The 21,246-nt window shown below is 67.8% G+C and carries 19 protein-coding genes; 11 read left to right on the top strand and 8 right to left on the bottom strand.

Features of this window, described 5'->3' with window-relative positions:
* Positions 1 to 6 precede the first annotated feature (6 nt).
* Positions 7 to 882: a lipase family alpha/beta hydrolase gene (locus B840_RS00460; RefSeq protein ID WP_042620491.1), complete on the bottom strand. Its 876-nt coding sequence runs from the start codon at positions 880 to 882 to the stop codon at positions 7 to 9.
* Positions 883 to 929: 47 nt separating this feature from the next.
* Here B840_RS00460 and B840_RS00465 point away from each other — a divergent pair, with 47 nt between their 5' ends.
* Positions 930 to 1,442: a ferritin gene (locus B840_RS00465; protein WP_042620492.1), complete on the top strand. Its 513-nt coding sequence runs from the start codon at positions 930 to 932 to the stop codon at positions 1,440 to 1,442.
* Positions 1,443 to 1,449: 7 nt separating this feature from the next.
* On the opposite strand, the gene B840_RS12795 is transcribed toward B840_RS00465, so the two are convergent.
* Positions 1,450 to 2,610: an AMIN domain-containing protein gene (locus tag B840_RS12795; protein WP_156971802.1), complete on the bottom strand. Its 1,161-nt coding sequence runs from the start codon at positions 2,608 to 2,610 to the stop codon at positions 1,450 to 1,452.
* 210 nt (positions 2,611 to 2,820) lie between these two features.
* On the opposite strand from B840_RS12795, the gene B840_RS00480 reads away from it, so the two are divergent.
* Together B840_RS00480 and B840_RS00485 are read left to right on the top strand one after the other, a co-directional pair.
* Positions 2,821 to 3,489 (top strand): biliverdin-producing heme oxygenase, encoded by a 669-nt coding sequence (locus B840_RS00480; RefSeq protein WP_042620494.1) that lies wholly within the window; start codon positions 2,821 to 2,823, stop codon positions 3,487 to 3,489.
* Between the two features lie 342 nt (positions 3,490 to 3,831).
* Positions 3,832 to 4,242: a four-helix bundle copper-binding protein gene (locus B840_RS00485; RefSeq protein WP_042620495.1), complete on the top strand. Its 411-nt coding sequence runs from the start codon at positions 3,832 to 3,834 to the stop codon at positions 4,240 to 4,242.
* Positions 4,243 to 4,261: 19 nt separating this feature from the next.
* Here B840_RS00485 and B840_RS00490 read toward each other — a convergent pair whose 3' ends face one another.
* Positions 4,262 to 5,905, bottom strand: a complete 1,644-nt coding sequence (locus B840_RS00490; protein WP_229676568.1) for a multicopper oxidase family protein — start codon at positions 5,903 to 5,905, stop codon at positions 4,262 to 4,264.
* Between the two features lie 36 nt (positions 5,906 to 5,941).
* Positions 5,942 to 6,598: a DUF305 domain-containing protein gene (locus B840_RS00495; protein WP_042620496.1), complete on the bottom strand. Its 657-nt coding sequence runs from the start codon at positions 6,596 to 6,598 to the stop codon at positions 5,942 to 5,944.
* Between the two features lie 173 nt (positions 6,599 to 6,771).
* Between B840_RS00495 and amn the strand changes: the two genes are divergently transcribed.
* From amn to B840_RS00520, 5 genes are all read left to right on the top strand, one after another.
* On the top strand, positions 6,772 to 8,199 hold the full coding sequence (amn, locus tag B840_RS00500) for an AMP nucleosidase (protein WP_042620497.1): 1,428 nt from the start codon (positions 6,772 to 6,774) through the stop codon (positions 8,197 to 8,199).
* A gap of 9 nt (positions 8,200 to 8,208) precedes the next feature.
* A complete protein-coding gene (locus B840_RS00505; RefSeq protein ID WP_042620498.1) occupies positions 8,209 to 10,938 on the top strand; it encodes an FAD-binding and (Fe-S)-binding domain-containing protein in 2,730 nt (909 codons plus the stop codon).
* 637 nt (positions 10,939 to 11,575) lie between these two features.
* Positions 11,576 to 12,616, top strand: coding sequence for a TRAP transporter substrate-binding protein (locus tag B840_RS00510; protein ID WP_042622397.1), 1,041 nt, complete (start codon positions 11,576 to 11,578; stop codon positions 12,614 to 12,616).
* A 4-nt stretch (positions 12,617 to 12,620) separates the two neighbouring features.
* Entirely contained in the window at positions 12,621 to 13,190 is a 570-nt protein-coding gene (locus B840_RS00515; protein WP_042620499.1) for a TRAP transporter small permease, read from the top strand.
* Entirely contained in the window at positions 13,190 to 14,506 is a 1,317-nt protein-coding gene (locus B840_RS00520) for a TRAP transporter large permease (protein ID WP_042622398.1), read from the top strand. Before B840_RS00515 ends, B840_RS00520 begins: the two co-directional genes overlap by 1 nt.
* Positions 14,507 to 14,537: 31 nt before the next feature.
* Here B840_RS00520 and B840_RS00525 read toward each other — a convergent pair whose 3' ends face one another.
* The 4 genes from B840_RS00525 to B840_RS00535 all read right to left on the bottom strand — a co-directional run bounded on the left by B840_RS00525 (position 14,538) and on the right by B840_RS00535 (position 17,848).
* Entirely contained in the window at positions 14,538 to 14,891 is a 354-nt protein-coding gene (locus tag B840_RS00525; protein ID WP_042620500.1) for a PaaI family thioesterase, read from the bottom strand.
* A 65-nt stretch (positions 14,892 to 14,956) separates the two neighbouring features.
* On the bottom strand, positions 14,957 to 15,094 hold the full coding sequence (locus tag B840_RS13400) for a hypothetical protein (RefSeq protein WP_169745256.1): 138 nt from the start codon (positions 15,092 to 15,094) through the stop codon (positions 14,957 to 14,959).
* Complete coding sequence (locus B840_RS00530) at positions 15,091 to 15,930, bottom strand: FadR/GntR family transcriptional regulator (RefSeq protein ID WP_084602686.1); 840 nt, start codon at positions 15,928 to 15,930, stop codon at positions 15,091 to 15,093. Before B840_RS00530 ends, B840_RS13400 begins: the two co-directional genes overlap by 4 nt.
* 130 nt (positions 15,931 to 16,060) lie before the next feature.
* The gene (locus B840_RS00535) at positions 16,061 to 17,848 is read right to left on the bottom strand and encodes an L-lactate permease (RefSeq protein ID WP_042620501.1); all 1,788 of its coding nucleotides are present in this window, start codon (positions 17,846 to 17,848) and stop codon (positions 16,061 to 16,063) included.
* 353 nt (positions 17,849 to 18,201) lie between these two features.
* On the opposite strand from B840_RS00535, the gene B840_RS00540 reads away from it, so the two are divergent.
* From B840_RS00540 to B840_RS00550, 3 genes are read left to right on the top strand one after another with little or no spacing between them, the layout of a single operon-like run.
* Positions 18,202 to 19,017 carry a (Fe-S)-binding protein gene (locus tag B840_RS00540; RefSeq protein ID WP_042620502.1) on the top strand — a complete coding sequence of 272 codons (816 nt, stop codon included), beginning with the start codon at positions 18,202 to 18,204 and terminating at the stop codon, positions 19,015 to 19,017.
* Entirely contained in the window at positions 19,014 to 20,534 is a 1,521-nt protein-coding gene (locus B840_RS00545; RefSeq protein ID WP_042620503.1) for a LutB/LldF family L-lactate oxidation iron-sulfur protein, read from the top strand. The genes B840_RS00540 and B840_RS00545 overlap by 4 nt, the downstream gene beginning before the upstream one ends.
* Positions 20,531 to 21,163, top strand: a complete 633-nt coding sequence (locus B840_RS00550; RefSeq protein ID WP_042620504.1) for a LutC/YkgG family protein — start codon at positions 20,531 to 20,533, stop codon at positions 21,161 to 21,163. Before B840_RS00545 ends, B840_RS00550 begins: the two co-directional genes overlap by 4 nt.
* The last annotated feature ends 83 nt before the right edge of the window (positions 21,164 to 21,246 follow it).

Here is a 21,246-nt window from a genome sequence, read left to right on the forward strand (position 1 = left end):
CTCGCTCTAGACCGCGATCGCGTCCAGCGCCTCCCGCACCAGCTGCCGGATGCGGGCGTCGCCGGGCAGCTCCGTGTGCAGGACCAGGGCCTTGGGTTCGAGGTCCTGGAGCAGGATGTTGGTGATGTCCGCGTCCGGGTCTTCGGAGTCGAGGAAGCTGGTCTCCGTGGGCTGGATGATGGTGTCGTTCCTGGTGGCGATGTTCGTGTAGCCGACACCGGGTTCGAGGGGGCCTCCGGCGTTGAGTTCGTCGAGAAGAGGATGGCCGGTGATCAGCTGGAACCCGGAGGGCCCGAACCAGGACTGGATGATGGAGGTCATCATCGATTCACCCATCTTGGTGGTGGTGATCGACGACAGCATCCCGCCCATCGTAGTGCCGTTGTGGGGGACGCCGAGGCTGACGAGGTGGCGGACTTTGGGTGCGCCGTCGAGAAGCCGCATCCAGTAGCGGGCGAGCACGCCGCCCTGGGAATGGCCCACGAGGACCACCTGCTCCGCCCCGGTGACGGTCAGGACCGCGCCGATGTAGGCGCCGACCTGTTCCGCGGACTCCTCGACCCCGGCGGTGCAGCGGTTGCCGAACTCCGGGACGAACACCGCCCACCCGTCCTCCCGCAGGTCGAGGGCCAGTTGCTGCCAGACTCCGTTGGTGTCGCCGGTGCCGTGGATGAGCACCACCGGCCACGGGCGTTGCGCGGTGGGCCGGGCCCGCCAGTCGTCCTCGATGTGGCCGCGCGGGGGCAGGCGGGCGGTGAGGGGGAGATCCGGTTTGGTGGCCTGGCGCGGCGGCTTCTCCACGTCCGCCTCCCTCGTCGGCAGCAGCCGGTGTAGTTTCCCGGAGATGTCCTGCTGGAGTTCGGCGAGGTAGTGATTGGACATGGCCCCACCCTAGTGACAGGCTCCACAACCTTGCCTAGCATGGAGTGATGAAGATCCCCGAGAAACTCCTGGACACCCTGAACAAGCAGGTCACTGCCGAGCATCAGGCCGCGCTGATCTACACCCAGCTCTCCTACGACCTCGACCACCTCAGCTTCACCGGTATGAGCACGTGGATGGCCGCGCAGGCCGACGAGGAACGCGTGCACGCCGGCAAGATCGCCGACCACATCCTCGCCCGCGGCGGCCGCGTGCAGCTGGGGCAGATCGAGAACCCCGCGCTGAACGTCAACAGCCCCCTCGACGTCTTCAGCCTCGCCCTCGAGCACGAGCGGAAGGTCTCCGAGATGATCCGCAACCTCGCCCGCGTCGCCGATGAGGTGCAGGACTTCGACAGCCGCACCCTGGTCAACTGGTTCCTCAACGAGCAGATCGAGGAGGAGGACACCGTCTCCGGTATCATCGACCAGCTTCAACTGGTCGGGGATGACGGCGCCGGTCTGCTGCGTATCGACGCCCGCCTGGGCGCCGAGCGCTCGCCCGCCACGCCGGCCCCGTAGCCGCCGGCTACTCGTGGAGGATGTCCACCACCACCCGCTGCGGATTCTCCAGGATCTGTATCGAGTAGGGGAGCTTCTCCGTCAGGCCGATGATGAACTGACTCTGCTGGTGGTAGCTGAGGGACTCCACGACCTCGACGACGACGCCGCCGGCTCCCGGTGTGGTGCCGATCGGAGGGTAGGCCTCGCCGATCTCGGAGGGCAGGTAGACGCCGGTCAGGTTCACGTCCAGGGCAATGGCGCCCTCGTAATCCACCGGCTCGCCGAACTCGGGCATGATCGGATCGGTGGTGTAGGAGGTGTACCAGCCGACAGTGCCCTCGCCGACGGTGTCGAAGACGACGCGGTCGAAGCCGTCGTGGGCGCCGATGCGCACGTTCGTGACCGCCCGGCGGTGCGGCGGCCCGGAATCCTGCGTCTTGTCCTGGAGGTTGGGGCTTCCCAGCGCATTCACCTCCGGGGCCGCGCCGGGTTCGTGGAGGATGTCCACCACCAGCCGCTTCGGGTTGTCGATCATCTGGATCGAGTAGGGGCGCTCCCCGGTCAGGCCGATCACGAACTGGGTCTGGCCCTCGAACCAGCCTCCGGAGACGACTTCGGTCACCACGCCGCCGGCCCCGGGCACGGTGCCGATGACGTGGTATTCGCCGTCCACGGGTTCAGGCATGGCCAGGCCGGTGACCCACAGGTCGATGCTGGTGGCACCCTCGTACTCCACGGGGAAGCCGGAGCCGTCCTGCCGGGGATCGGTGTTGAAGTCCGCCCTCCAGCCCGGGGTCCCCTCGCCGGTCAGATCGAGGACCACGCGGTCGAAGTCGGGATGGCGACCTACCCGCACGTTGGTCACGTCCAGCTGCGCCATGCCTGAGGGATCCTGGCTTTTCGCGGCGTTGTCGGGCGAGCCGAGCGGCCGAGTGGCAGGCGGGGTGCTGGTCGGGGAGCTGGAGGTGGTTCCGGGGGAGTTTCCGGTCGGAGACGTCGACGGCGTGGCGGTCACGGTCCCGGTCGTGGTGGTCGCCGGCGACGTCGCTGTGGCTGTCGTGGTCGTCTGCGTCGGGGGATCGGCCCCGTTGTCAGAGTTCTCGGTGCAGGCAGAGAGGGTGAGCGCGCCCACGAAGATCAGGGCGGCGGCGGTGCGGACGTTGCGGAACTTCGTATGGTGTCTCATGTATCCACGGTAGGCCCGGGTTGGGGCATTGTACATGGTCCCGGAGTATTTGGTACGCAATCGTTGTTCGGGCAGGTGGTGGGTGATTTTTCGGGGCCCGGGGAAATTTCGGGGCAGGGGGTGTTCTGGAGGGCCGCGCGCGACTATGGTGTGAAAAACATAGGTAAGGGTTACCTTAGGTGAAATTCAATTCGAAGGAGAGGTCCACCCATGCTCGCTGCTCCGGCACGGCCACTGTCTCTTGTGCTGCGTGAATGTACCGCTGCGGCACACGGCGACGTCGAGAAGTCCCCCTTCCTGTCCCGGCTCGTTTCCGGTTCGCTCAATCGCGCGGCGGTCGCCGACTACGCCGCCCAGCTCTGGTTCGTCTACAGCGCGCTGGAGGTTGCCGTCCGCGAACATTCGGCAGATCCGCGACTCGCGGTGGTGGCCGATCCCCGGTTGGAGCGGGTGGGCGCCCTGGAGCGGGATCTGGCAGATCTTATCGGTCCGCAGTGGCGTTCATGCATCCTTCCGGGGCCGGGCGCTGCCGCCTACGTGGATCGCCTGGCGGGCCTCGCCGAGGTCGGTGACGTGACCGGCCTTATCGCGCACCACTATGTCCGCTACCTGGGCGATCTCTCAGGTGGTCAGCTCCTGGCGCGGGTCCTGCGCGAGCGCTACCGCGTCGGCGCGGCCGGACTCCACTTCTACGATTTCCGGGAGGCCGGCGACCCGGGCATCTGCCGCGCGGAGTACCGGCGCCAGCTCGATTCGCTCGCGCTGGGCGAGGTTGACGTCTCCTGGCTGGCGTCCTCCGCGAACGAGGCTTTCGCGCTCAACCGTGGGGTGTGCCGCGACCTGGCGGAGCGGCACTGCACCCTCAGCGATCGGATCTGAAGCGGGGTGGATTAATTTCGGCCAGGGTCTTGATTTTAGGTAAGGCTTGCCTAAAATATGTGGAGTGTGCGGGTCATCCACCCGCCCCATCCCCGGTCGGTCAGCCGGGCTCCGTCCCACTCCCAGGAGGTCGAACACACCACACTCCGAGACACCTCTTCACCAGACTCACGATGACCCGGGGCTCCACTCCAGCCCCGGGTCCTCCGCTTTGATCAACCTGTTACCCGCTAAAGGGCGGAACGGTCTTCCGCGGCGGGGGAGTGCGTCGATAGGTTGGTGCGTGAGGGTCGGTCGCCCGGCCGGCCTGTCGCTGAAGCCGAACCGAGAACGGAGTACGCCATGACCCATCACGTGAGCGCCATACTGGACACCTACCCGAAGGACCTCGGAAACATCGACCGGGACAAACTCGCCGAATGCATCGAGGCCTGCTTCGAATGCGCCCAGACCTGCACCGCCTGCGCGGACGCCTGTCTTGCCGAGGACATGGTCGCCGAATTGACCGCATGCATCACCACCAACCTCAACTGTGCCGACGTCTGCGCGGCCACCGGCCGGGTGCTCACCCGCCGCACGGGCACGAATGACGCACTCACCCGCTCACTCCTCGAGGCCTGCCGGGATGCCTGCCGGGCGTGCGCCGAGGAATGCGAACGCCACGCGGAGATGCACGAGCACTGCCGCGTCTGTGCGCAGGCCTGCCGCCGCTGCGAGAAGGCGTGTAACGACGTGCTCGCCACCCTGGCCTGAGGGTCGGCCTGACACCGATTCAGCGGACCTCCACAGTGCCCATCATGCCCAGGTCCTCGTGGTCGAGGATGTGGCAGTGGTACACGGTGCGGCCGGTGAAGTCCTCGAAGGGGATCCGGACGGTCACCTGACCGAAGGCGGGAACATTGACCACGTCGAGCCACAGGGGGTCGGCCAGGTCGCCGGGGCCGCCATCGACCACCTGCATCGGCCACACGTGCAGGTGCACGGGGTGGTCCATCGGACTGGAGTTGCGCAGGGTCCATTCCTCGACGGCGCCGGCTGCGACGGGGGAGTCCGTGCGTCCGGCGTCGAATTCCCGTCCGTTGATGGTGAAGCTCATCATCCCGCCGGACATCCGCCCCATTCCTCCGCCGCCCCCCATGCCACCCATGCCGCCCATGCCGAAGTCCAGGGTGCGCCTGTTCGAGACCGGCCCATCGCGCAGGTCCCGCAGCGCCGGTCCGGCAGGAAAGGCCGCCAGCGGGGAGGCCTCGTCACCGGTGACCTCCAGGCGCAGCAGAGCCACGGGACCCGAGCCGCGGGAAAGCTGGCCCATCATGCCCGGCATGTTTCCGCGGTCGACGGGCTCGGTGACCAGTGTGGCGGCGCCCGCCCGGGTCTCCACCAGCAGCTCCACCCGGTTGCCCGGCGCCAGGTCGACGTCGGTGATCTCCACCGGCTCGGACAGCCGCCCCAGGTCCCGGGCCAGCAGACTCAACGGCTGCCCGTCCAGGCTCAGCTTCAGGTACCGGGAGGGGCAGGCGTTGATGATCCGCCACCGCTCCCGTTCCCCGGGGGCGGCACTGAACGTCGGGCTGATCTGGCCGTTGACCAGCACCATCTCCCCCTCGCGTCCCATCATCTGCTCCATGGGGCTGACCCCGGCCACGTTGCCCCGGGCGTCCAGCGACAGATCGGAGATCACCAGCACCCGTTCGCGGGTGACCGGCAGCTCCGCCGGGTCCTCCACGATGATCGCCCCGTAGAGGCCGACAGCCAGCTGCTCCGCGACGTGGCCGTGATGGTGCGGGTGGTACCAGTAGGTGCCCGGCGGGTGATCCTCCGGAACGTGGAACTCGTAATCGAAGTCATCGCCCGGGTTGATGGTGATGAAGGGGTTGTCCCCGTTGCCCTCCGGGGAGACGTGCAGACCGTGGACGTGCAGGTTGGTCGGGTCATCCAACCCGTTGGCCATCCTGACCCGGAGGGTGTCGCCGGGTTTCACACTCAGGGTCGGGCCGGGGAGGGAGCCGTTGTAGGCCCACACCGTGGCCTGGCGGCCACCCACCCGCAGGGACGTCGGGGCGGAGCGCAGATCCACCTCGAGCCGGCCCCGCGCGCTGGAGAGAACCTCCGGTGAGCCGGCGGCTCCGGCTCCCCTGCCAGCCCCAGGGCCGGCCGTCGGCGTCCCCGGGGTGCCCGCGTTCCGCGAGGACCACAGACCAGCCGCGCCGACGGCGGCCAGGCCTGCCCCGACAACCGTCCACCACAGCAACCGCCTTCGGCTGAGGGTCCCGGAGGGGGTGTCCTCTCCGGCAGCTGGTTTCCGTCTCCCGCGCTGGGCCAGTATCAGCCCGGCCAGGAGGAGGGCCACGGCGACGGCCAACAGCGGCCACCATCCGACCCCTCCCATCGTCGACTGGGGGCCAGGTCCCTGCATCACGGTGTCCTCCTCGTCCCCGAGCTCGCGCTGGGGCTACAGGTTCTGGAGCAGCTGCTCCATCTCGGCGATCTCGGACTCCTGGGCGTCGATGATGTCCTCGGCCAGTGCAACCGCCTCCGGGTTCTGACCGTCGTTGACCTCGTCGCGGGCCATGTCGACCGCGCCCTCGTGGTGCCGGATCATCTGCTCCAGGTAGAGCCGGGAGGCCTCCGTGCCCTCGGCGGCGTCGAGTGCGGCCATGTCCTCCTCACTCATCATCCCGCGCATGTTCCCGTGGCCGGCCATCTCCCCGGCGCGGGTCACCGGGTTCTGGCCCCAGGCCTCAAGCATGGCGTTCATCCGGTCGATCTCGGGACCCTGGGCGTCGATCACCTTCCGGGCGAAGTCGGCGACCTCCGGCGTGATCCCGTCCTTGGCCAGGAGGGTCTCGCTCATGTCGACCGCCTGCCGGTGGTGGGGGATCATCATGTCGGCGAACGTCACGTCGGCGTCGTTGTGCCCGGCTGAGACGTCCGGGTCCGCGGAGGCGCCGGTGCTGCTCGTCTCCTCGGCAGAGGTGGTCTCAACGGCGGTTTCCGTCGTGGTGGCCGTTGTCGTCCCGGTGGCTGTGTCCTCGGCGGCGTCCGTGCAGGAGGCCAGGGCCAGGGCGGAGGTCAGGGCCAGTGCGGAGAGTGCGGTGGTGCGCTTCATGGGGAGTCCTCTCTGGGTCGAACTGCAGATTCGGTTTATACGGCTGGTGGAACCGTGCCACGAAGCCTATACCTGCAGGGGGTATGGGCGCAGCCGTCTTTCTCCCACCAGTGGTTTTCCCCGGCACCGCGGCAGTCCAGCCACTAACCTGGGGCCGAAGGAGGACGCTGACTGTGACTGACACCGATCTCACCCAGGTTTTCGACGTCGACGAGGCCGTCGACGGGCTCGTCAAGCTGTACGACAACGCCACCGCACTCGCCCGGACGATCCTGGACAAGGGCACCTACGACGAGTACTGCGACGTCGTCTACCCGAAGCTCGTCGTGGACGTGAAGGAGTGGCGCCCCATCGACCGCTCGGAGCCCTTCGGCTACGTCGACGAGGCCGGCCGCTACTCCGCGACCCTGTCCAAGCCGCACCTCATCCGGGACTACCTGCGCGACCAGCTCCACCGGCTGGCCGGCAACTACCCCTGCGACATCTTCATCGGCCCCTCCGATGAGCGCATCCCGCCCGAGTACATCCGCGGCATCGAGGGCATCACGGAGGCCCGCCGCGCCGGGGACAGCGCGGCGGAGGTCCCCCGCCCCACGCTGGACAACGTGCACGACGCGATCGTGGACGGGGAGTGGGAGGCGTTCCACGGCGTCGAGAAGCCGCTCTTCCACTTCGGGCCGCAACGTTTCGACATCGCCTGCGCGCGCATCGAGCACTACACCGGCATCGAGGTCGACAGTGTCCAGCGTTTCATCCTGTTCACCAACTACGACATGCACACCGCTGAGTTCGTGAAGTTCGGGCTGGAGGAGCTGGCCGCCGAGGGCTCGCGCTACACCGACGTGGTCCTGCCCAACGGGCTGCAGATCAACCGCGACCGTGCCTCGCTGATCACGGTGGCGGACCTCGACCTGGGATCGCGGTACCAGATGCCGCGCTACGACCTGTGCACCCGCGACGGCGACGGCATCACCATGATCAACATCGGCGTCGGACCCTCCAACGCCAAGACCATCACCGACTGCCTCGCAGTCCTGCGCCCCGAGGCGTGGATCATGATCGGCCACTGCGCCGGCATGGACGGCCGCATGCGCATCGGCGACCTCATCCTGGGCAACGCCTACCAGCGCCAGGACAGCATCCTCGACCGGCACATCAGCCGCGACATCCCCATCCCCGCCGTCCCCGAGGTGCAGATCGCGCTGGAGGCCGCCGTGGAGGAGATCTACGGCGACGACAATTCCCTCATGCGCACCGGAACCGTCCTGTCCACCGCGGACCGGAACTGGGAGTGGCACACCCCGCGGGACCTGTGGAACTGGCTGCGGGGCTCGACGGCCGCGGCCGTGGACATGGAATCCTCCGCACTCGCGGCCAACGGTTACCGCTACCGCATCCCCTACGGCGCGCTGCTCTCCGTCTCCGACCTGCCGCTGCATGCCGTGCCGAAGCTGCCGGCGCAGGCGCAGGCCTTCTACTCCAACTCCAAGCAGGCCCACGTCATGTGCGCGGTCCGCGCCGTCGAATCCCTGGCCGAGGATCCCGAGCGGCTGCGCACCAGGAAGCTGCGCCGCACGATGGGTGAAGTACCGTTCCGTTAGGAGTCCGCCATGAACCTGCGCACCGACATGATGACCCGTGCGGCGTATTCCTCGGATGCGTCGGTGTTCCGGCGGGTGCCCGCGGCCGTGGCGGAACCGCGCACGGTGGCGGACATCCGCACCGCTCTCGCGGCCGCCCGGGAGCGCGGCTGGCCGGTCGTCGCCCGGGGCGGCGGAACCTCCGTCGCCGGTAACGCCATCGGCGACGGCCTGATCATCGACACCTCCCGCCACTTCAACCGCATCCTGGCCATTGACCCGCAGGCGCGCACCGCCACGGTGGAACCAGGGGTGATCTGCGATGATCTTCGCGCCGCCGCGCTCTCCCACAGCCTCACCTTCGGTCCGGACCCGTCCACGCACTCGCGCGCCACCATCGGCGGCATGGTGGCCAACAACGCGTGCGGCTCCCATTCCGTCGCCTGGGGCACCACCGCGGACAACCTCGTCGCCGTGCGGCTCATGCTTGCCGACGGCCGCGAGGTCGCCCTCGACGCGCACGGTTGCGACGACCCGGAGATCGATGCGCAGCTGCGCGCACTCGCCGAAGACCATCGCACCGTCATCGGGTGCGAACTCGGGCACTTCAGCCGGCAGTCCTCCGGGTACGGGCTGCACCATCTGCTCGACGAGCCGGTGAAAGCGGTCGCGGGTTCGGAGGGGACGCTCGGCGTCATCACACAGGTCACCGTCCGCCTGGTCGAACTCCCGCCGGTGCGGGCGCTGGTGGTGCTCGCGTTCGACACCGTCTTCGACGCCGCGCGGGCGGGTGCGCGGCTGCGCACCCTGCCGGGCATCGCCACGGTGGAGGGCATGGGCGGAGACCTGGTCGAGGCGCTGGGCACCAACCCTGACCTGCCCGGGGACGACGCCGGAGGCTGGCTCTTCTGCGAGGTCACCGGCGCCACACCCGAGGAGGTGGGGGAACGAGCGGCGGGGGTTGACGGGGGCGTCGATAAGCGGGTGGTGGTCGACGCGGAGGAGATGCAGGTGCTGTGGCGGATCCGGGAGGCCGCGGCGGGGATCGTCACCCGGCTCCCCGACGGCGGCGAGGCCTGGCCCAGCTGGGAGGACTCCGCCGTGCCGCCGGAGAACCTGGGCGATTACCTGCAGGATCTCTACGCCCTCATGGCGGCGCACGGTCTACGCGGCATCCCCTTCGGGCATTTCGGCGAGGGCTGCGTGCACGTGCGCATCAGCTTCGACTTCTTCAGCGGGGAGGGGCTGCGGACCTTCCGTCATTTCATGCTCGACGCCGCCCGGCTCGTGACCAGGCACGGCGGCAGCCTCTCCGGGGAACACGGCGACGGCCGCGCGCGCTCCGGGCTGCTGCGCGAGATGTACTCCCCGGCGATCCGCGACGCCTTCGAGCAGTTCAAGCTCATCTTCGATCCCGACCGCGTCTTCAACCCCGGCGTGCTGGTCTGGGCCGAGGACATCGCGGAGGGCCTGCGGCCCGGGGCGCCGCAGCGCAGGCTGGAGGTGACCCCGGTGCACGCCTTCAGTAGGGACCGCGGTTCGCTGTTGGGCGCCGTCAACCGCTGCGTCGGCGTCGGGTCCTGCCGGTCGATGAGCGGCGCGATGTGCCCGTCCTTCCAGATCACGCACGATGAGGTCCACTCCACCCGCGGCCGCGCACGACTGCTCGCCGAGGCCCACCGCGGCGAGCACCTCGACGGCTTCGCCTCCCCGGAGGTCAACGAGGCCCTGGATCTCTGCCTGTCCTGTAAAGCGTGCGCCTCCGAATGCCCCGTCACCGTGGACATGGCCACCTACAAATCCGAGTTCCTCCACCACCACTACCGCTCCCGCCTGCGCCCCCGCGCCCACTACGTGATGGGCTGGTTGCCGCTGCTCACTCGCGCGATCCGCCGGGTGCCCGGGGCGACCCGGCTGGCTTCGCTCGCGCTGCGGATGCCCGGCGCCGCGCGGCTGGCGGGCCTGGATCCCGGGCGCCCGCTCATCCGGCTGGTTCAGGGCCGGCTGCGGGCCCGGGCAGGGGAGGGCGACACGGTGGTCCTGTGGCCCGATTCCTTCAGCGCCGGTCTGGATCCGCGTGCGGCGCAGGCGGCCATCGAGGTCCTGGAGATCCTCGGCTACCACGTGGAGATCCCCCGCGCGTTCGTCTGCTGCGGCCTGACCTGGCACTCCACCGGCCAGCTCGGCATGGTGCGGCGCGTGTTGGACCGCACGGCGAAAGCCATGGCCCCCTACCTCGACCGCGGACTGTCCGTCATCGCCGTCGAACCCTCCTGCACCGTGATGCTGCAGCGCGAGGTCACCGAGCTTTCCGACGCCCCCGACATCGCCCGCCTGGCCGCCGCCACCGTCTCCTGGGCGGAGTTCGTGGCGCCGCGCCTGGCCGAGTTGGACCTCCCGGCCTCCGGTTTGTCGGCGTTGACGCAGGTCCACTGCCACGAACGTTCCCTCGGCTGGCCCGAACACTCGGCCGCGATCCTGCGTGCCCTGGGGGTTGAGGAGGAGCAGATCGCCACGGGCTGTTGCGGCCTGGCGGGAAACTGGGGCTTCGAACCCGGCCATGCGGGAATGTCCCTGGAACTGGGGGAGCGGGAGCTCTTCCCCCGCGTCCGTGCTGCCGAAGGCGAGGTCATCGCCGACGGTTTCTCCTGCCGCACCCAGATTGAACAGGGCACCGGCCGCCCGGCGCGGCACCTGGCGGAGGTGGTGCGGGAAGTGCTGGTCGGGGCGGGTGTGAATCCGCGACAAGCACAGTCATGAGTATGGTCCCCACGCGCTCTCCTTCGCCAGGTTCCGGAAAGAATGGCCGATGATGGGGCTGCTCGTAGTGGCCACCTGACCGATTCTGAGCTCGCGAGCCTGGGCGCGCCCATCGAGGCCGGTCACCTGCCTGTCGCGCAGGGGCGGATCCGTGGCGACCTCGCGGTGGCGGCGGGAACGCCGCGCCGACCAGGCTTCAATTGGTCATATGTCGATTTTCGGGAGAAATATCGACATATTCTGGGGATATGTTTATCCGGTCAACATGTCGTTGCGGGCCTTCTCCGGTGCTACGTGGATGAACTCATCACCGGGTGGTGAACCCCTGGCCGACACTTTCCGACGCCCCGATGGTTCCCCCGCCGCGCCCCTGTCGGGCATCCGGAGGGGGCATTGGCGGCTCGTGTCACCCCCCTCCCGGAACCCCCGCAGGGTGACGCGGCCGCTGCTGATTCCCCATGGTCCACGGTCCGCCGGCCGGGACCATATGTGTGATCCATAACTCTTATAGGAACCTTGAGTTGCGCTCCGCACACCAAAGATAGTTTCATTGGGTTATGACGCGTATTCCCATACCCGCGGACGTCGAACAGCGGGGCAGATGATGAGAACTCCCCAGAGGCGCCCCCGTGCCAGCATTCGGCGCAGACCGCTCGTCGCCGCCGCATTGGCCCCCGTCCTCTCCCTCGGGTTGATCTCCTGCGCCGACCTGGGCGGGCTCGACCTGGCCACCGTCGGATCCCCCGACAAGACCACCTACCTCAAGCTCGCGCTCAACCAGGCGGAGAGCCACCCCAGTTACATCGCGCTCGAAGGACTCTCGGAACGCTTCGAGGAGCGGACCGACGGCCGCTGGAACATCGAGGTCTTCCCCAACGAGCAGCTGGGCTCGCAGCAGGAGGTGTTGCAGTTCGTGAAGTCCAGCGCCATCGAGATGGCGATCGTCTCGGGCACCCAGCTGGAGAACCTGAACAAGGATTTCCAGGTGCTCAACATGCCCACCACGTTCAGTTCGGTCGACCACCAGATGTCGGTGGTCCGCGACCAGGACCTCATGGAGCCGCTGTTCACCAGCCTGGAGGACAGCGACAACATCTCGGTCATCGGCGGATTCACGCAGGGCACCCGCAGCATCTACACCAAGGACGCCCCGGTTACCACGCCCGCCGACCTGGCCGGCAGGAAGATCCGTGTCCAGGAGTCCGACATGCACATCCGCATGATCCAGCTCATGGGCGGTTCCGCCACCCCGCTGTCCTACGGCGAGGTCTACACCGCCATCCAGTCCGGTGTGCTCGACGGCGCCGAGAACAACGAGGTCAGCTACGTCACCCAGAACCACAACGAGGTCGCTCCTTATTGGAGCGGCACCAACCACCTCGTGGGCCTGGACTACATGGTCATGCGCCACGACCTGCTCGAGGCGATGGACGACCAGGACCGCGCGCTCTTCCTCGAGGAGTGGGACCGGACCATGGCGGAGCACACCGACCTGTGGGCGGTGGAGACCGAGGGGGCCATCGAGGAGGCGAAAGCGGAGGGGGCGACGTTCACGGACGTCGACAAGCAGGCCTTCGATGAGGCGCTCGCCCCGATCCGCGACGAGTTCCTCACCACCGATTTCCAGCGCGAGCTCTTCGAGCAGGTCCGCGCCGCCGACCCGGACCAGGGGGAATGAGATCATGACCGCATTCAAGGGTGTTCTCTCGAAGTTCCTGGGCATTGTCAGCATCATCCTCTTCACGGTGCTGGTCCTGGTGACCACGTGGCAGGTGGTCTCCCGGCAGGCCCTCAATGATCCCTCGACCTGGTCTGAAGAGCTGTCGAAGATCCTCTTCGTCTGGTTGTCCTTCGTCGGCTCGGCCTTCCTCTTCGGCGAGCGCGGCCACATCGCCGTCGACTACCTCGCCCGCCGTTTCCCCGCGCCGGTGCAGAAGGTGCTGGCGTCGTTCGTGCAGCTGGTCATCCTCTTCTTCGCGCTCGTGGCGATGGTGTGGGGCGGCTACCTCGCCGCCTCGATCGCCTGGACCCAGAACCTCACCGCCCTCCCGCTGACCATCGGTTGGGTCTACGTGGTCATCCCGGTCGCCGGCGTCTTCGTCGCGGTTTTCGCGCTCATCGATCTCGTCGCCGTGCTCACCGGCCGGGAGGCTCCCTACCCGGACATCGACGAATCCGACGACCAGCCCATGCACCTGGAGGACGCGGCCGCAGAGAGCCGGATCGTCCTCGACGAAGGGACCCGGAAATGATCCTCGCACCCGCGACAGTCGCCGCGCTCATCCTCCTGATCGGCATCGTCGTCCTCATCGCCTTCTCGGTGCCCATCGCCGTGGCCATCGGCGTGCCCTCCATGCTCGCCGCCATGGCCGTGCTCGGCCCGGAGAACGCCGCGCAGGCCGTGGCCCAGCGCATGTTCACCGGCACCAACTCCTTCAGCCTCCTGGCCATCCCCTTCTTCGTGCTGGCTGGCGCGCTGATGAACTCAGGCGGCATCGCCGCCCGGCTCATCGACGCCGCGAAGGTCCTCGTGGGCCGCCTGCCCGCCTCCCTCGCGCAGACCAACATCGTGGCCAACGGCATGTTCGGCGCCGTCTCCGGCGCGGCCGTGGCCGCCGCCTCCGCCGTCGGCACCGTCATGACCCCACGGATGCGGGAGGACGGATACTCCCGTGCCTACTCCGCCGCCGTCAACGTGGCCTCCGCGCCCGCCGGCATGCTCATCCCGCCGTCGAACACCTTCATCGTCTACTCGCTGGTGTCCTCGACCTCCATCGCTGCGCTGTTCATGGCCGGCGTCGGACCGGGCCTGCTGTGGGTCATCGCCTGTCTCGTCGTCGCCCTGCTCATGGCCCGGCGGGAGAACTACCGGCGTGACACCACGCACCCCACGCTCTCGCTGGCACTGCTGACGATCTGGCGGGCGGTGCCCTCCCTGCTGATGATCGTGATCGTCATCGGCGGCATCCTCGCCGGCTGGTTCACCCCGACCGAGTCGGCCGCCATCGCCGTCATCTACTGCCTGGTCCTGGGCTTCGCCTACCGCAACATCAGGGTCCGGGATCTGCCGGAGATCCTCCTGCGCGCCACCCGCACCACCTCCATCGTGATGATGCTGGTCGCGGTCTCCTCCGCTCTGTCCTGGGTCATGGCCTTCGCCCGGATCCCGCAGATGATCTCCTCCGGGCTGCTGGCGGTGTCCGATTCCAAGGTGGTCATCCTGCTCATCATGATGTTCATCCTGCTGATCATCGGCACCTTCATGGACCCCACCCCGGCGATCCTCATCTTCGTGCCGATCTTCCTGCCCGTGGTCACCGAACTCGGCGTCGACCCCGTCCACTTCGGCGCCATGGTGGTGATGAACCTGTCCCTCGGCGTGATCACCCCGCCGGTGGGCAACGTCCTCTTCGTCGGCGCGCAGGTCGCGGGCCTGCGCATCGAAACCGTGACCAGAATGCTGTGGCCCTTCCTGGTTGCGATCCTCATCGCCCTGTTCGTGGTTGTCTTCGTCCCGCAGGTCTCCCTGTGGCTACCGGAGACGATGGGGCTGATGTCGGCCAACTGATGCGCCGCCTGAGACGGGGTGCCTTCCCGCCTCAGGCCTGCTCAACCCGGTGCAGGGTCACCAGCCCCAGGGTCGCGGCCTTCCCGTCCGGGTTGAGCACGCGGGTTTCCACTGTTGCGATGGTGCGTGACCGGTGGATGACGTCCGCCGTGACCCTGAGGTGACCTTCCACGATTCCAGGGCGGAGGTAGGACATTCGGATGGATGAGGGAAGGAACTTCTCCGGCGAAGAGCCTCCGGAGAATTCGGCGGCCCGCCGTGCGGCCAGTTCCGAGAAGGCCAGGCTGACCCCGCCGTGGAGCGTACCGAGCACGTTCCGCATGCCGGGGTCGGCATGACGCCGCATCCACAGGCAGGCCCGCCGTCCGGTGCAGGGGCCGGTCACTGGGGAAGTACTCCACACACTGGCCGATGGTGGCGATCAGGTCCCCGTTGTCCGCGACCACCCGCCTACTGCTCGTCGTCCCGCGCCGTGAGCGCGGCGTAGGCGGTGACGTCGTCGATGAGCACACCGGTGACTCCCTGGTGGGGGAGAGGAAGGGAGGAACTCGGGACCGGTGCCGGATCCCGGGTCCGCGACGGCCTCACCTCGAGGTGGGCCACGGATGTGCGGGCGGTGCGGGGGCCGGGTAGGTCCAGGGCGCCGTCTGGATCCGCGCAGCGCATTGACCCCACGGGATCAGGGAATCTGCCGCGAGACCCGACCGCTGCTTCAGCCCGCTGAGGCTGAAGAACCACACGATATGCTCCCGGAGGGCGGCGGCTGCGTCCTCACCGCGCCGTTCCTCCACCGCCTGCAGGATCCCCCGGTGCTGCTGCTGCAGGGCGCAGCTGACGTCACGCCAGTTGCCCAGACCCGCGACAGTCTCCTGGACATAGCTGATGGTGGCCTGGCGCAGCGAGGTCATGATCGTCTCCACCACCACATTGCCGGCCAGAGAGGCGAGCAGGATGTGGAACTGGGCGTCCCGGGTGTGGAATTCATCCGCCGGCAGGTCAGGGGCGTCCATCATGTCCACCAGCGCGGCGGCCTCCTTGAGGATCTGCACGCGTTCCGGGGAGTCCGGAGCGGCGGCGGCCTCGACCGCGGACTGGGTCTCCAGCACGAGCCGGGTCTGCACCAGGTCCCGCACCGGCAGGGAGCGGGTGGCCACGTGCATCCTCAACGCCCAGGCCAGGGCGGCTGAAGGCTCGGAGATGACCACGGCCCCGGCATTCGGCCCGGATCCCGTGGCTGAACGGACCAGCCCCATGGCGTCGAGCACCCGGATCGCCTCGCGCACCGAGGCCCGGGAGATGCTGAAGTCCTCGGCGAGCTGACGCTCGGCCGGAAGCTTGTCACCCACGGAGATGTCTCCGGAGCGCAGGCGCTCCTCCAGCCAGTCGAGGATGACGGTGTAGGCGCGGGGCTGGGGGGTGGACATGGGCAGGGCCTCCTGGCAGACAAGTTACCCGTCAATCATAAGGTCCCGGTGCCTGGGCGTCCGGATCCGGGTGCCGGCAGTCCGTGTGCCCGCCGGGAAAGCGGCGTGCCCCGGAGCCGCTGCATCTGTGTCAGGCCCGGACTGCGCTGGGAACGGGAGAGTCTTTACGCCACAGCCAGGTGGCGAGGACGCCGAGCCCGGCGATGAGCAGTGCCAGCATGACAGTGCCCAGGTTCAGGCCTGCCCCGTAGATGAACAGGTAGGCGACGGCACCGCCTGCCAGGCAATAGTAGGTGGTCACGAGGATGGTCTGGCGCAGCAGGTCACCCTCCCGGCCGAGGAGTCCGACGGTGGCGGACGCGGCCACGATGTTGTGGATGGAGATCGGGTTGCCGCCTGCCCCGCCGATGGCCTGGGCGGCCACGACGAGTTCCGGGCGCTCGACGCCGATGGCGACGCCGGTGGAGTACTGGAACTGGGAGAATGTCAGGTTGGAGACGGTGTTCGAGCCGGCGATGAAGGCGCCGAGCGCCCCGATCCAGGGGGCGATGACCGGCCAGGAGGTGCCGGAGATCAGCGCCGCACCTTCCGCAAGGGTGACCGGCATGCTCGACAGGCCTGAATCGTTGAGGGCGGGACCGGACTGGATGAGCACGCGCACCAGGGGCACGGCGAAGACCAGGGCGGCGGCGGTGCCGGCGAGCTGACCCGTGGAGATTCTGATGGTCTCCTTGATCTGGCCGGAGTTCATCCGGTGCAGCAGGTAGGCGAAGACGGAGGTGGCGATGAGCACGAAACCGGGCAGGTAGAACGGCTGGACCGTGGTGGTGATCCCGGTGCCCAGGATGTCTTCGAAGGGGATGGCCAGGCCGGTCAGCCACTCCTTCAGTGGGGTGATCACGCGGCTGGCCACCAGGAGTCCGGCCATGAGGACGTAGGGGCTCCAGGCGCGGACCAGGCTCATGTGCGCTGAGACGTCGGTGGCTTCAGCCGGTTCGATGGTGCCCATCCAGCGGGCGGGCCAACTGGCGCGGGGGCCGAACCGGAAGGTGTCCTTCGGCATGAGAAAGCCCCTGCTGGAGGTGAACATCACCAGCAGCAGGCCGATGATGCCGCCGAACATCGAGGGGAACTCGGGTCCGAGGAAACGGGCGACCAGCAGGTAGGGGATCGTCATGGCCAGGGAGGCGTAGATGGCGAAGGGCCACACTGCCAGGCCGTCGCGGAAGCGTCGTTCGGGGCCGAAGAAACCGGTGAGGAGGGTGACGATGATCAACGGGATGAGAATGCCGACGATGGTGTGGATCGCCGCGGTGTAGAAGCCGATGGAGCTGATGAACTCGGGCATGGTCACACCCAGGACGCTGATGCGTTCGGCCACCGCAGGGTCGCCGCCGAGGCCGTTGGCCACGCCGACGAGGATCGGGGTGCCCACCGCACCGAAGCTGACCGGAGTCGACTGCACGACCAGTCCCACCATAACGGCGGCCATGGCGGGGAAGCCCATGGCCAGCAGAAGAGGGGCGACGACGGCTGCGGTGGTGCCGAACCCGGAGACGCCTTCGATGAAGGAGCCGAAGAGCCAGCCGATGATGATCGCCTGGATCCGGCGGTCGGCGGAGATGTTGTTGAACCCCGCCCGGATGGTGGACATGGCCCCACCCACGGTGAGGGTGGACAGCAGCAGGAGGGCGCCGAAGACGATGTAGAGCATGGTGCCGGCCACGATCACGCCTTCGATGGTGGCCGCCAGTACGCCGGTGAAACTCATCTGCCAGACGAACACGGCCACCACGACCGCGGCAAGGTAACCGACCGGCATCGCGTACTTCGCGGGCCAGCGGAAGCCGGCCAGTAGCACGCCCACCAGGAGCAGGGGTAGCAGAGCCAGGAAGCTCAGCACAGCGAGATTGTCCATCGATAGATCCTTTCGGTTGCCTTCCTCTGCATGGCTGTGGAGTGAGGGGCCGGCAAGAGGGTGACTGAGGTGCTTCATTCGAAAACGGGCGCGGGGGTGCTTTTCCCCGGTGCGGGAGAACTGCGGGAAAACGTGGGTCGGTCTGATTGCTAACCGGGGCTGGTCCCTGCGGGGAGGGCGGACAGCGCCGCGTTGTGGTCAGTCCACAGGACGATATGTGTCGCGGGTCACCGCGGTCAAGTGTGGACGCGATCTTTTTCCGGCACTTGCGTGACCTGCCTCACTGGCTTAGTATGGTCAGACCACAGGCGGACGGACCCTCTCCGAGCCGCCTCCCCGACTCTGGAGGTCTCATGAGGATCGCTCTGTTCTCCACGTGCATCGTGGACGCGATGTACCCGAAGGTCGCCTTGGCCACCGTCCGTATCCTGGAACGCCTCGGCCACGAGGTTGTCTTTCCGCCGGGGCAGGGCTGTTGCTCGCAGATGCACGTCAACAGCGGGTATCTCGCCCACGCTCTGCCGGTGGTGCGCAACCACGTCAAGGCGTTCAGTGAGGCCGACTACGACGTCGCGGTCGCCCCGTCCGGTTCCTGCGTGGCCTCTCTCGGCCACCAGCAGCCGATGGTCGCGCGTGCCGGCGGCGATGAGCGGCTGGCCGGGCAGGCCACCGAGGTCGCCGCCCGGACCTACGAGCTCTCGCAACTTCTTATCGACGTCCTCGGCGTCACCGACGCGGCTGCTCAGCTCGGATCCTTCTTCCCCCATTCCGTCACCTACCACCCTTCGTGCCACGGCATGCGCCTGCTGCGGTTGGGGGACCGGCAGTCCGACCTCGTCCGGTCGGTCGAGGGCATCGACTTCCGGGAACTCCCGGACGCCGATGAATGCTGCGGCTTCGGCGGCACGTTCTCCATGAAGAATGCGGACGTCTCCGGAGCCATGGTGGACGAGAAGATCGGCAACATCGTCTCCACCGGCGCCGAGCTGTGCACCGGCGGGGACGCTTCCTGTCTGCTGCACATCGGCGGGGCCGTGGCCCGCCGACAGGAGAACGTCAAGACCGTGCACTTTGCGGAGATCCTCGCCTCCACCCGCCGCAACCCCCTGGAGATCTCAGGGCCGGTCGAACTGTCCATCCCCGCCCCCACCGAAGGAGGCCCCCGATGACCACCCATCTGGGAATGCCCACCGCCCGCCCGGTCCACGGCGAAGGAAACCTGCACGCCGACATCTCCTTCCCCAAAGCGGCGAAGGAGCAGATGCGCAACGAACAGATGCGCGCCAACATCCACCACGCCACCCACACCATCCGGGGCAAGCGGGCGGCGGTGACCGCGGAGCTGCCGGACTGGGAGCTTCTGCGTGACGCAGGATCGGCGATCAAACAGCAGGTCGCCGCGAACCTGCCCGAGTTGCTCGAGGAATTCGAACGCAACTTCACCGCCCGGGGCGGCACGGTCCACTGGGCACGTGACGCGGAGGAGGCCAACCGGATCGTGACCGAACTGATCCAGGCCACCGGCTCGAAGGAGGTGATCAAGGTCAAATCGATGGCCACCCAGGAGATCGACCTGGAGGCACACCTGCACCGCCACGGCATCACCGCCACCGAAACCGACCTCGCGGAGCTCATCGTCCAGCTGGGCCATGACAAGCCCTCCCACATTCTCGTGCCCGCCATCCACCGCAACCGCCACGAGATCCGGGACATCTTCCTCAAGGAAATGCCCGAGACCGATGAAACGCTGACGTCCGAGCCGCACGACCTCGCCGATGCGGCCCGTCGGCACCTGCGGGAGAAGTTCCTCAACACCTCCGTGGCCGTCTCCGGTGCGAACTTCGGCGTCGCGGAGACCGGCACCCTCACGGTCGTGGAGTCCGAGGGCAACGGGCGCATGTGCCTGACCCTGCCGGACACGCTGATCACGGTCATGGGCATCGAGAAGATCGTGCCCACGTTCACCGACCTTGAGGTTTTCCTCCAGCTGCTGCCGCGTTCCTCCACCGGCGAGCGGATGAATCCCTACACCTCCATGTGGACCGGGGTCACCCCGGGCGACGGTCCACAGAATGTGCACGTGGTGCTGCTGGACAACGGCCGCACCGCGGTCCTCGACGATGAGGCCGGGCGCTCCGCCCTGCACTGCATCCGCTGTTCGGCCTGCCTCAATGTCTGCCCTGTCTACGAACACGCCGGCGGACATTCCTACGGTTCGACCTACCCCGGCCCTATCGGAGCGATCCTCTCCCCGCAGCTGACCGGCATCACCTCGGCGGAAAACGCTTCCCTCCCGTTCGCGTCCTCTCTGTGTGGCGCCTGCTACGACGTCTGCCCGGTCAAGATCAACATCCCCGAGATTCTGGTCCACCTGCGCTCGGAGGCGGTGAAGTCGGAGGATCACAAGGTTCCCTCCCAGATGGATCTGCTCATGAAGGGGGCATCCGTGGTCATGTCCTCCGGCGTGCGGATGGCACTCATTGAACGAGGTCTGCCGGTCGGTCGCATCGCCGCGGGACGTGACCGGCGGATCAGTCGGCTGCCCGGACTCGCCGGCGGCTGGACCGACCAGCGCGACATCCCCGCACCGCCGAATCAGTCCTTCCGCAACTGGTGGAAGAAGCACGAGCACGAGACCGAACAGCGGCTGCGCCGCGACGGCCATTACGAGCAGGAGAAGAAATGAGCACCGAGGCCAAGACCGAGATCCTCCGGCGCATCAGGGCCGCGATTGACGATGCCCCCGTCGCCCCGGACATCCCCCGCAGCTACCGCCGCTCCTCAGACCTGGCGCCGGCCGAGATCCTCGAGATGCTCGAGGACCGGTTGATCGACTACAAGGCCAATGTCTTCCACGAGACAGCCGAGAGCCTTCCCGCACGTCTGGCGGAGCTGTTCGGTGAATCCGCCCGGGTCATTGCCCCGCATGGCCTGGAACGGACCTGGCTACCCACCGACTCCGGTGACCGGATCCTCTTCGAGACTCCCGACGCGGTGCTCGAGGTCCATGACCTCAACGACACCATCGACGCTGTGGTCACCTCGTCCACCGTCTCCTGCGCGGAGACCGGCACCATTTTCCTCACCGGCCGCCCCGATGAGGGCCGCCGCGCGATCAGCCTCGTGCCTGACCACCACATCTGCGTCGTGCCGGTGGACACCGTGGTCGAACTCATCCCCGAGGCCATGGCCAGGGTCGATGCGATCGCCCCGATCACGATGATCTCCGGGCCCTCCGCCACCTCCGATATCGAACTCGAACGCGTCGAGGGTGTGCACGGTCCGCGTCGTCTGGATGTCATCCTCCTCGGCTGAGTGCTGTACCCCCGCCGCGCCCCGAGGATTCCCCTCGTGGCAGTGCCATAACCCTCAGACACAGCCTCCGGTGACCAGAGCCC

Source organism: Corynebacterium marinum DSM 44953 (assembly GCF_000835165.1).
Classification (GTDB): Bacteria; Actinomycetota; Actinomycetes; order Mycobacteriales; family Mycobacteriaceae; genus Corynebacterium; species Corynebacterium marinum.

What these genes read in the sequence shown, in the direction of transcription:
- B840_RS00460 (WP_042620491.1), bottom strand. Translation starts at nt 882, where the DNA reads ATGTCCAATCACTACCTCGCCGAACTCCAGCAGGACATCTCCGGGAAA.
- B840_RS00465 (WP_042620492.1), top strand. Translation starts at nt 930, where the DNA reads ATGAAGATCCCCGAGAAACTCCTGGACACCCTGAACAAGCAGGTCACT.
- B840_RS12795 (WP_156971802.1), bottom strand. Translation starts at nt 2,610, where the DNA reads ATGAGACACCATACGAAGTTCCGCAACGTCCGCACCGCCGCCGCCCTG.
- B840_RS00480 (WP_042620494.1), top strand. Translation starts at nt 2,821, where the DNA reads ATGCTCGCTGCTCCGGCACGGCCACTGTCTCTTGTGCTGCGTGAATGT.
- B840_RS00485 (WP_042620495.1), top strand. Translation starts at nt 3,832, where the DNA reads ATGACCCATCACGTGAGCGCCATACTGGACACCTACCCGAAGGACCTC.
- B840_RS00490 (WP_229676568.1), bottom strand. Translation starts at nt 5,905, where the DNA reads ATGCAGGGACCTGGCCCCCAGTCGACGATGGGAGGGGTCGGATGGTGG.
- B840_RS00495 (WP_042620496.1), bottom strand. Translation starts at nt 6,598, where the DNA reads ATGAAGCGCACCACCGCACTCTCCGCACTGGCCCTGACCTCCGCCCTG.
- B840_RS00505 (WP_042620498.1), top strand. Translation starts at nt 8,209, where the DNA reads ATGAACCTGCGCACCGACATGATGACCCGTGCGGCGTATTCCTCGGAT.
- B840_RS00515 (WP_042620499.1), top strand. Translation starts at nt 12,621, where the DNA reads ATGACCGCATTCAAGGGTGTTCTCTCGAAGTTCCTGGGCATTGTCAGC.
- B840_RS00530 (WP_084602686.1), bottom strand. Translation starts at nt 15,930, where the DNA reads ATGTCCACCCCCCAGCCCCGCGCCTACACCGTCATCCTCGACTGGCTG.
- B840_RS00535 (WP_042620501.1), bottom strand. Translation starts at nt 17,848, where the DNA reads ATGGACAATCTCGCTGTGCTGAGCTTCCTGGCTCTGCTACCCCTGCTC.
- B840_RS00540 (WP_042620502.1), top strand. Translation starts at nt 18,202, where the DNA reads ATGAGGATCGCTCTGTTCTCCACGTGCATCGTGGACGCGATGTACCCG.
- B840_RS00545 (WP_042620503.1), top strand. Translation starts at nt 19,014, where the DNA reads ATGACCACCCATCTGGGAATGCCCACCGCCCGCCCGGTCCACGGCGAA.
- B840_RS00550 (WP_042620504.1), top strand. Translation starts at nt 20,531, where the DNA reads ATGAGCACCGAGGCCAAGACCGAGATCCTCCGGCGCATCAGGGCCGCG.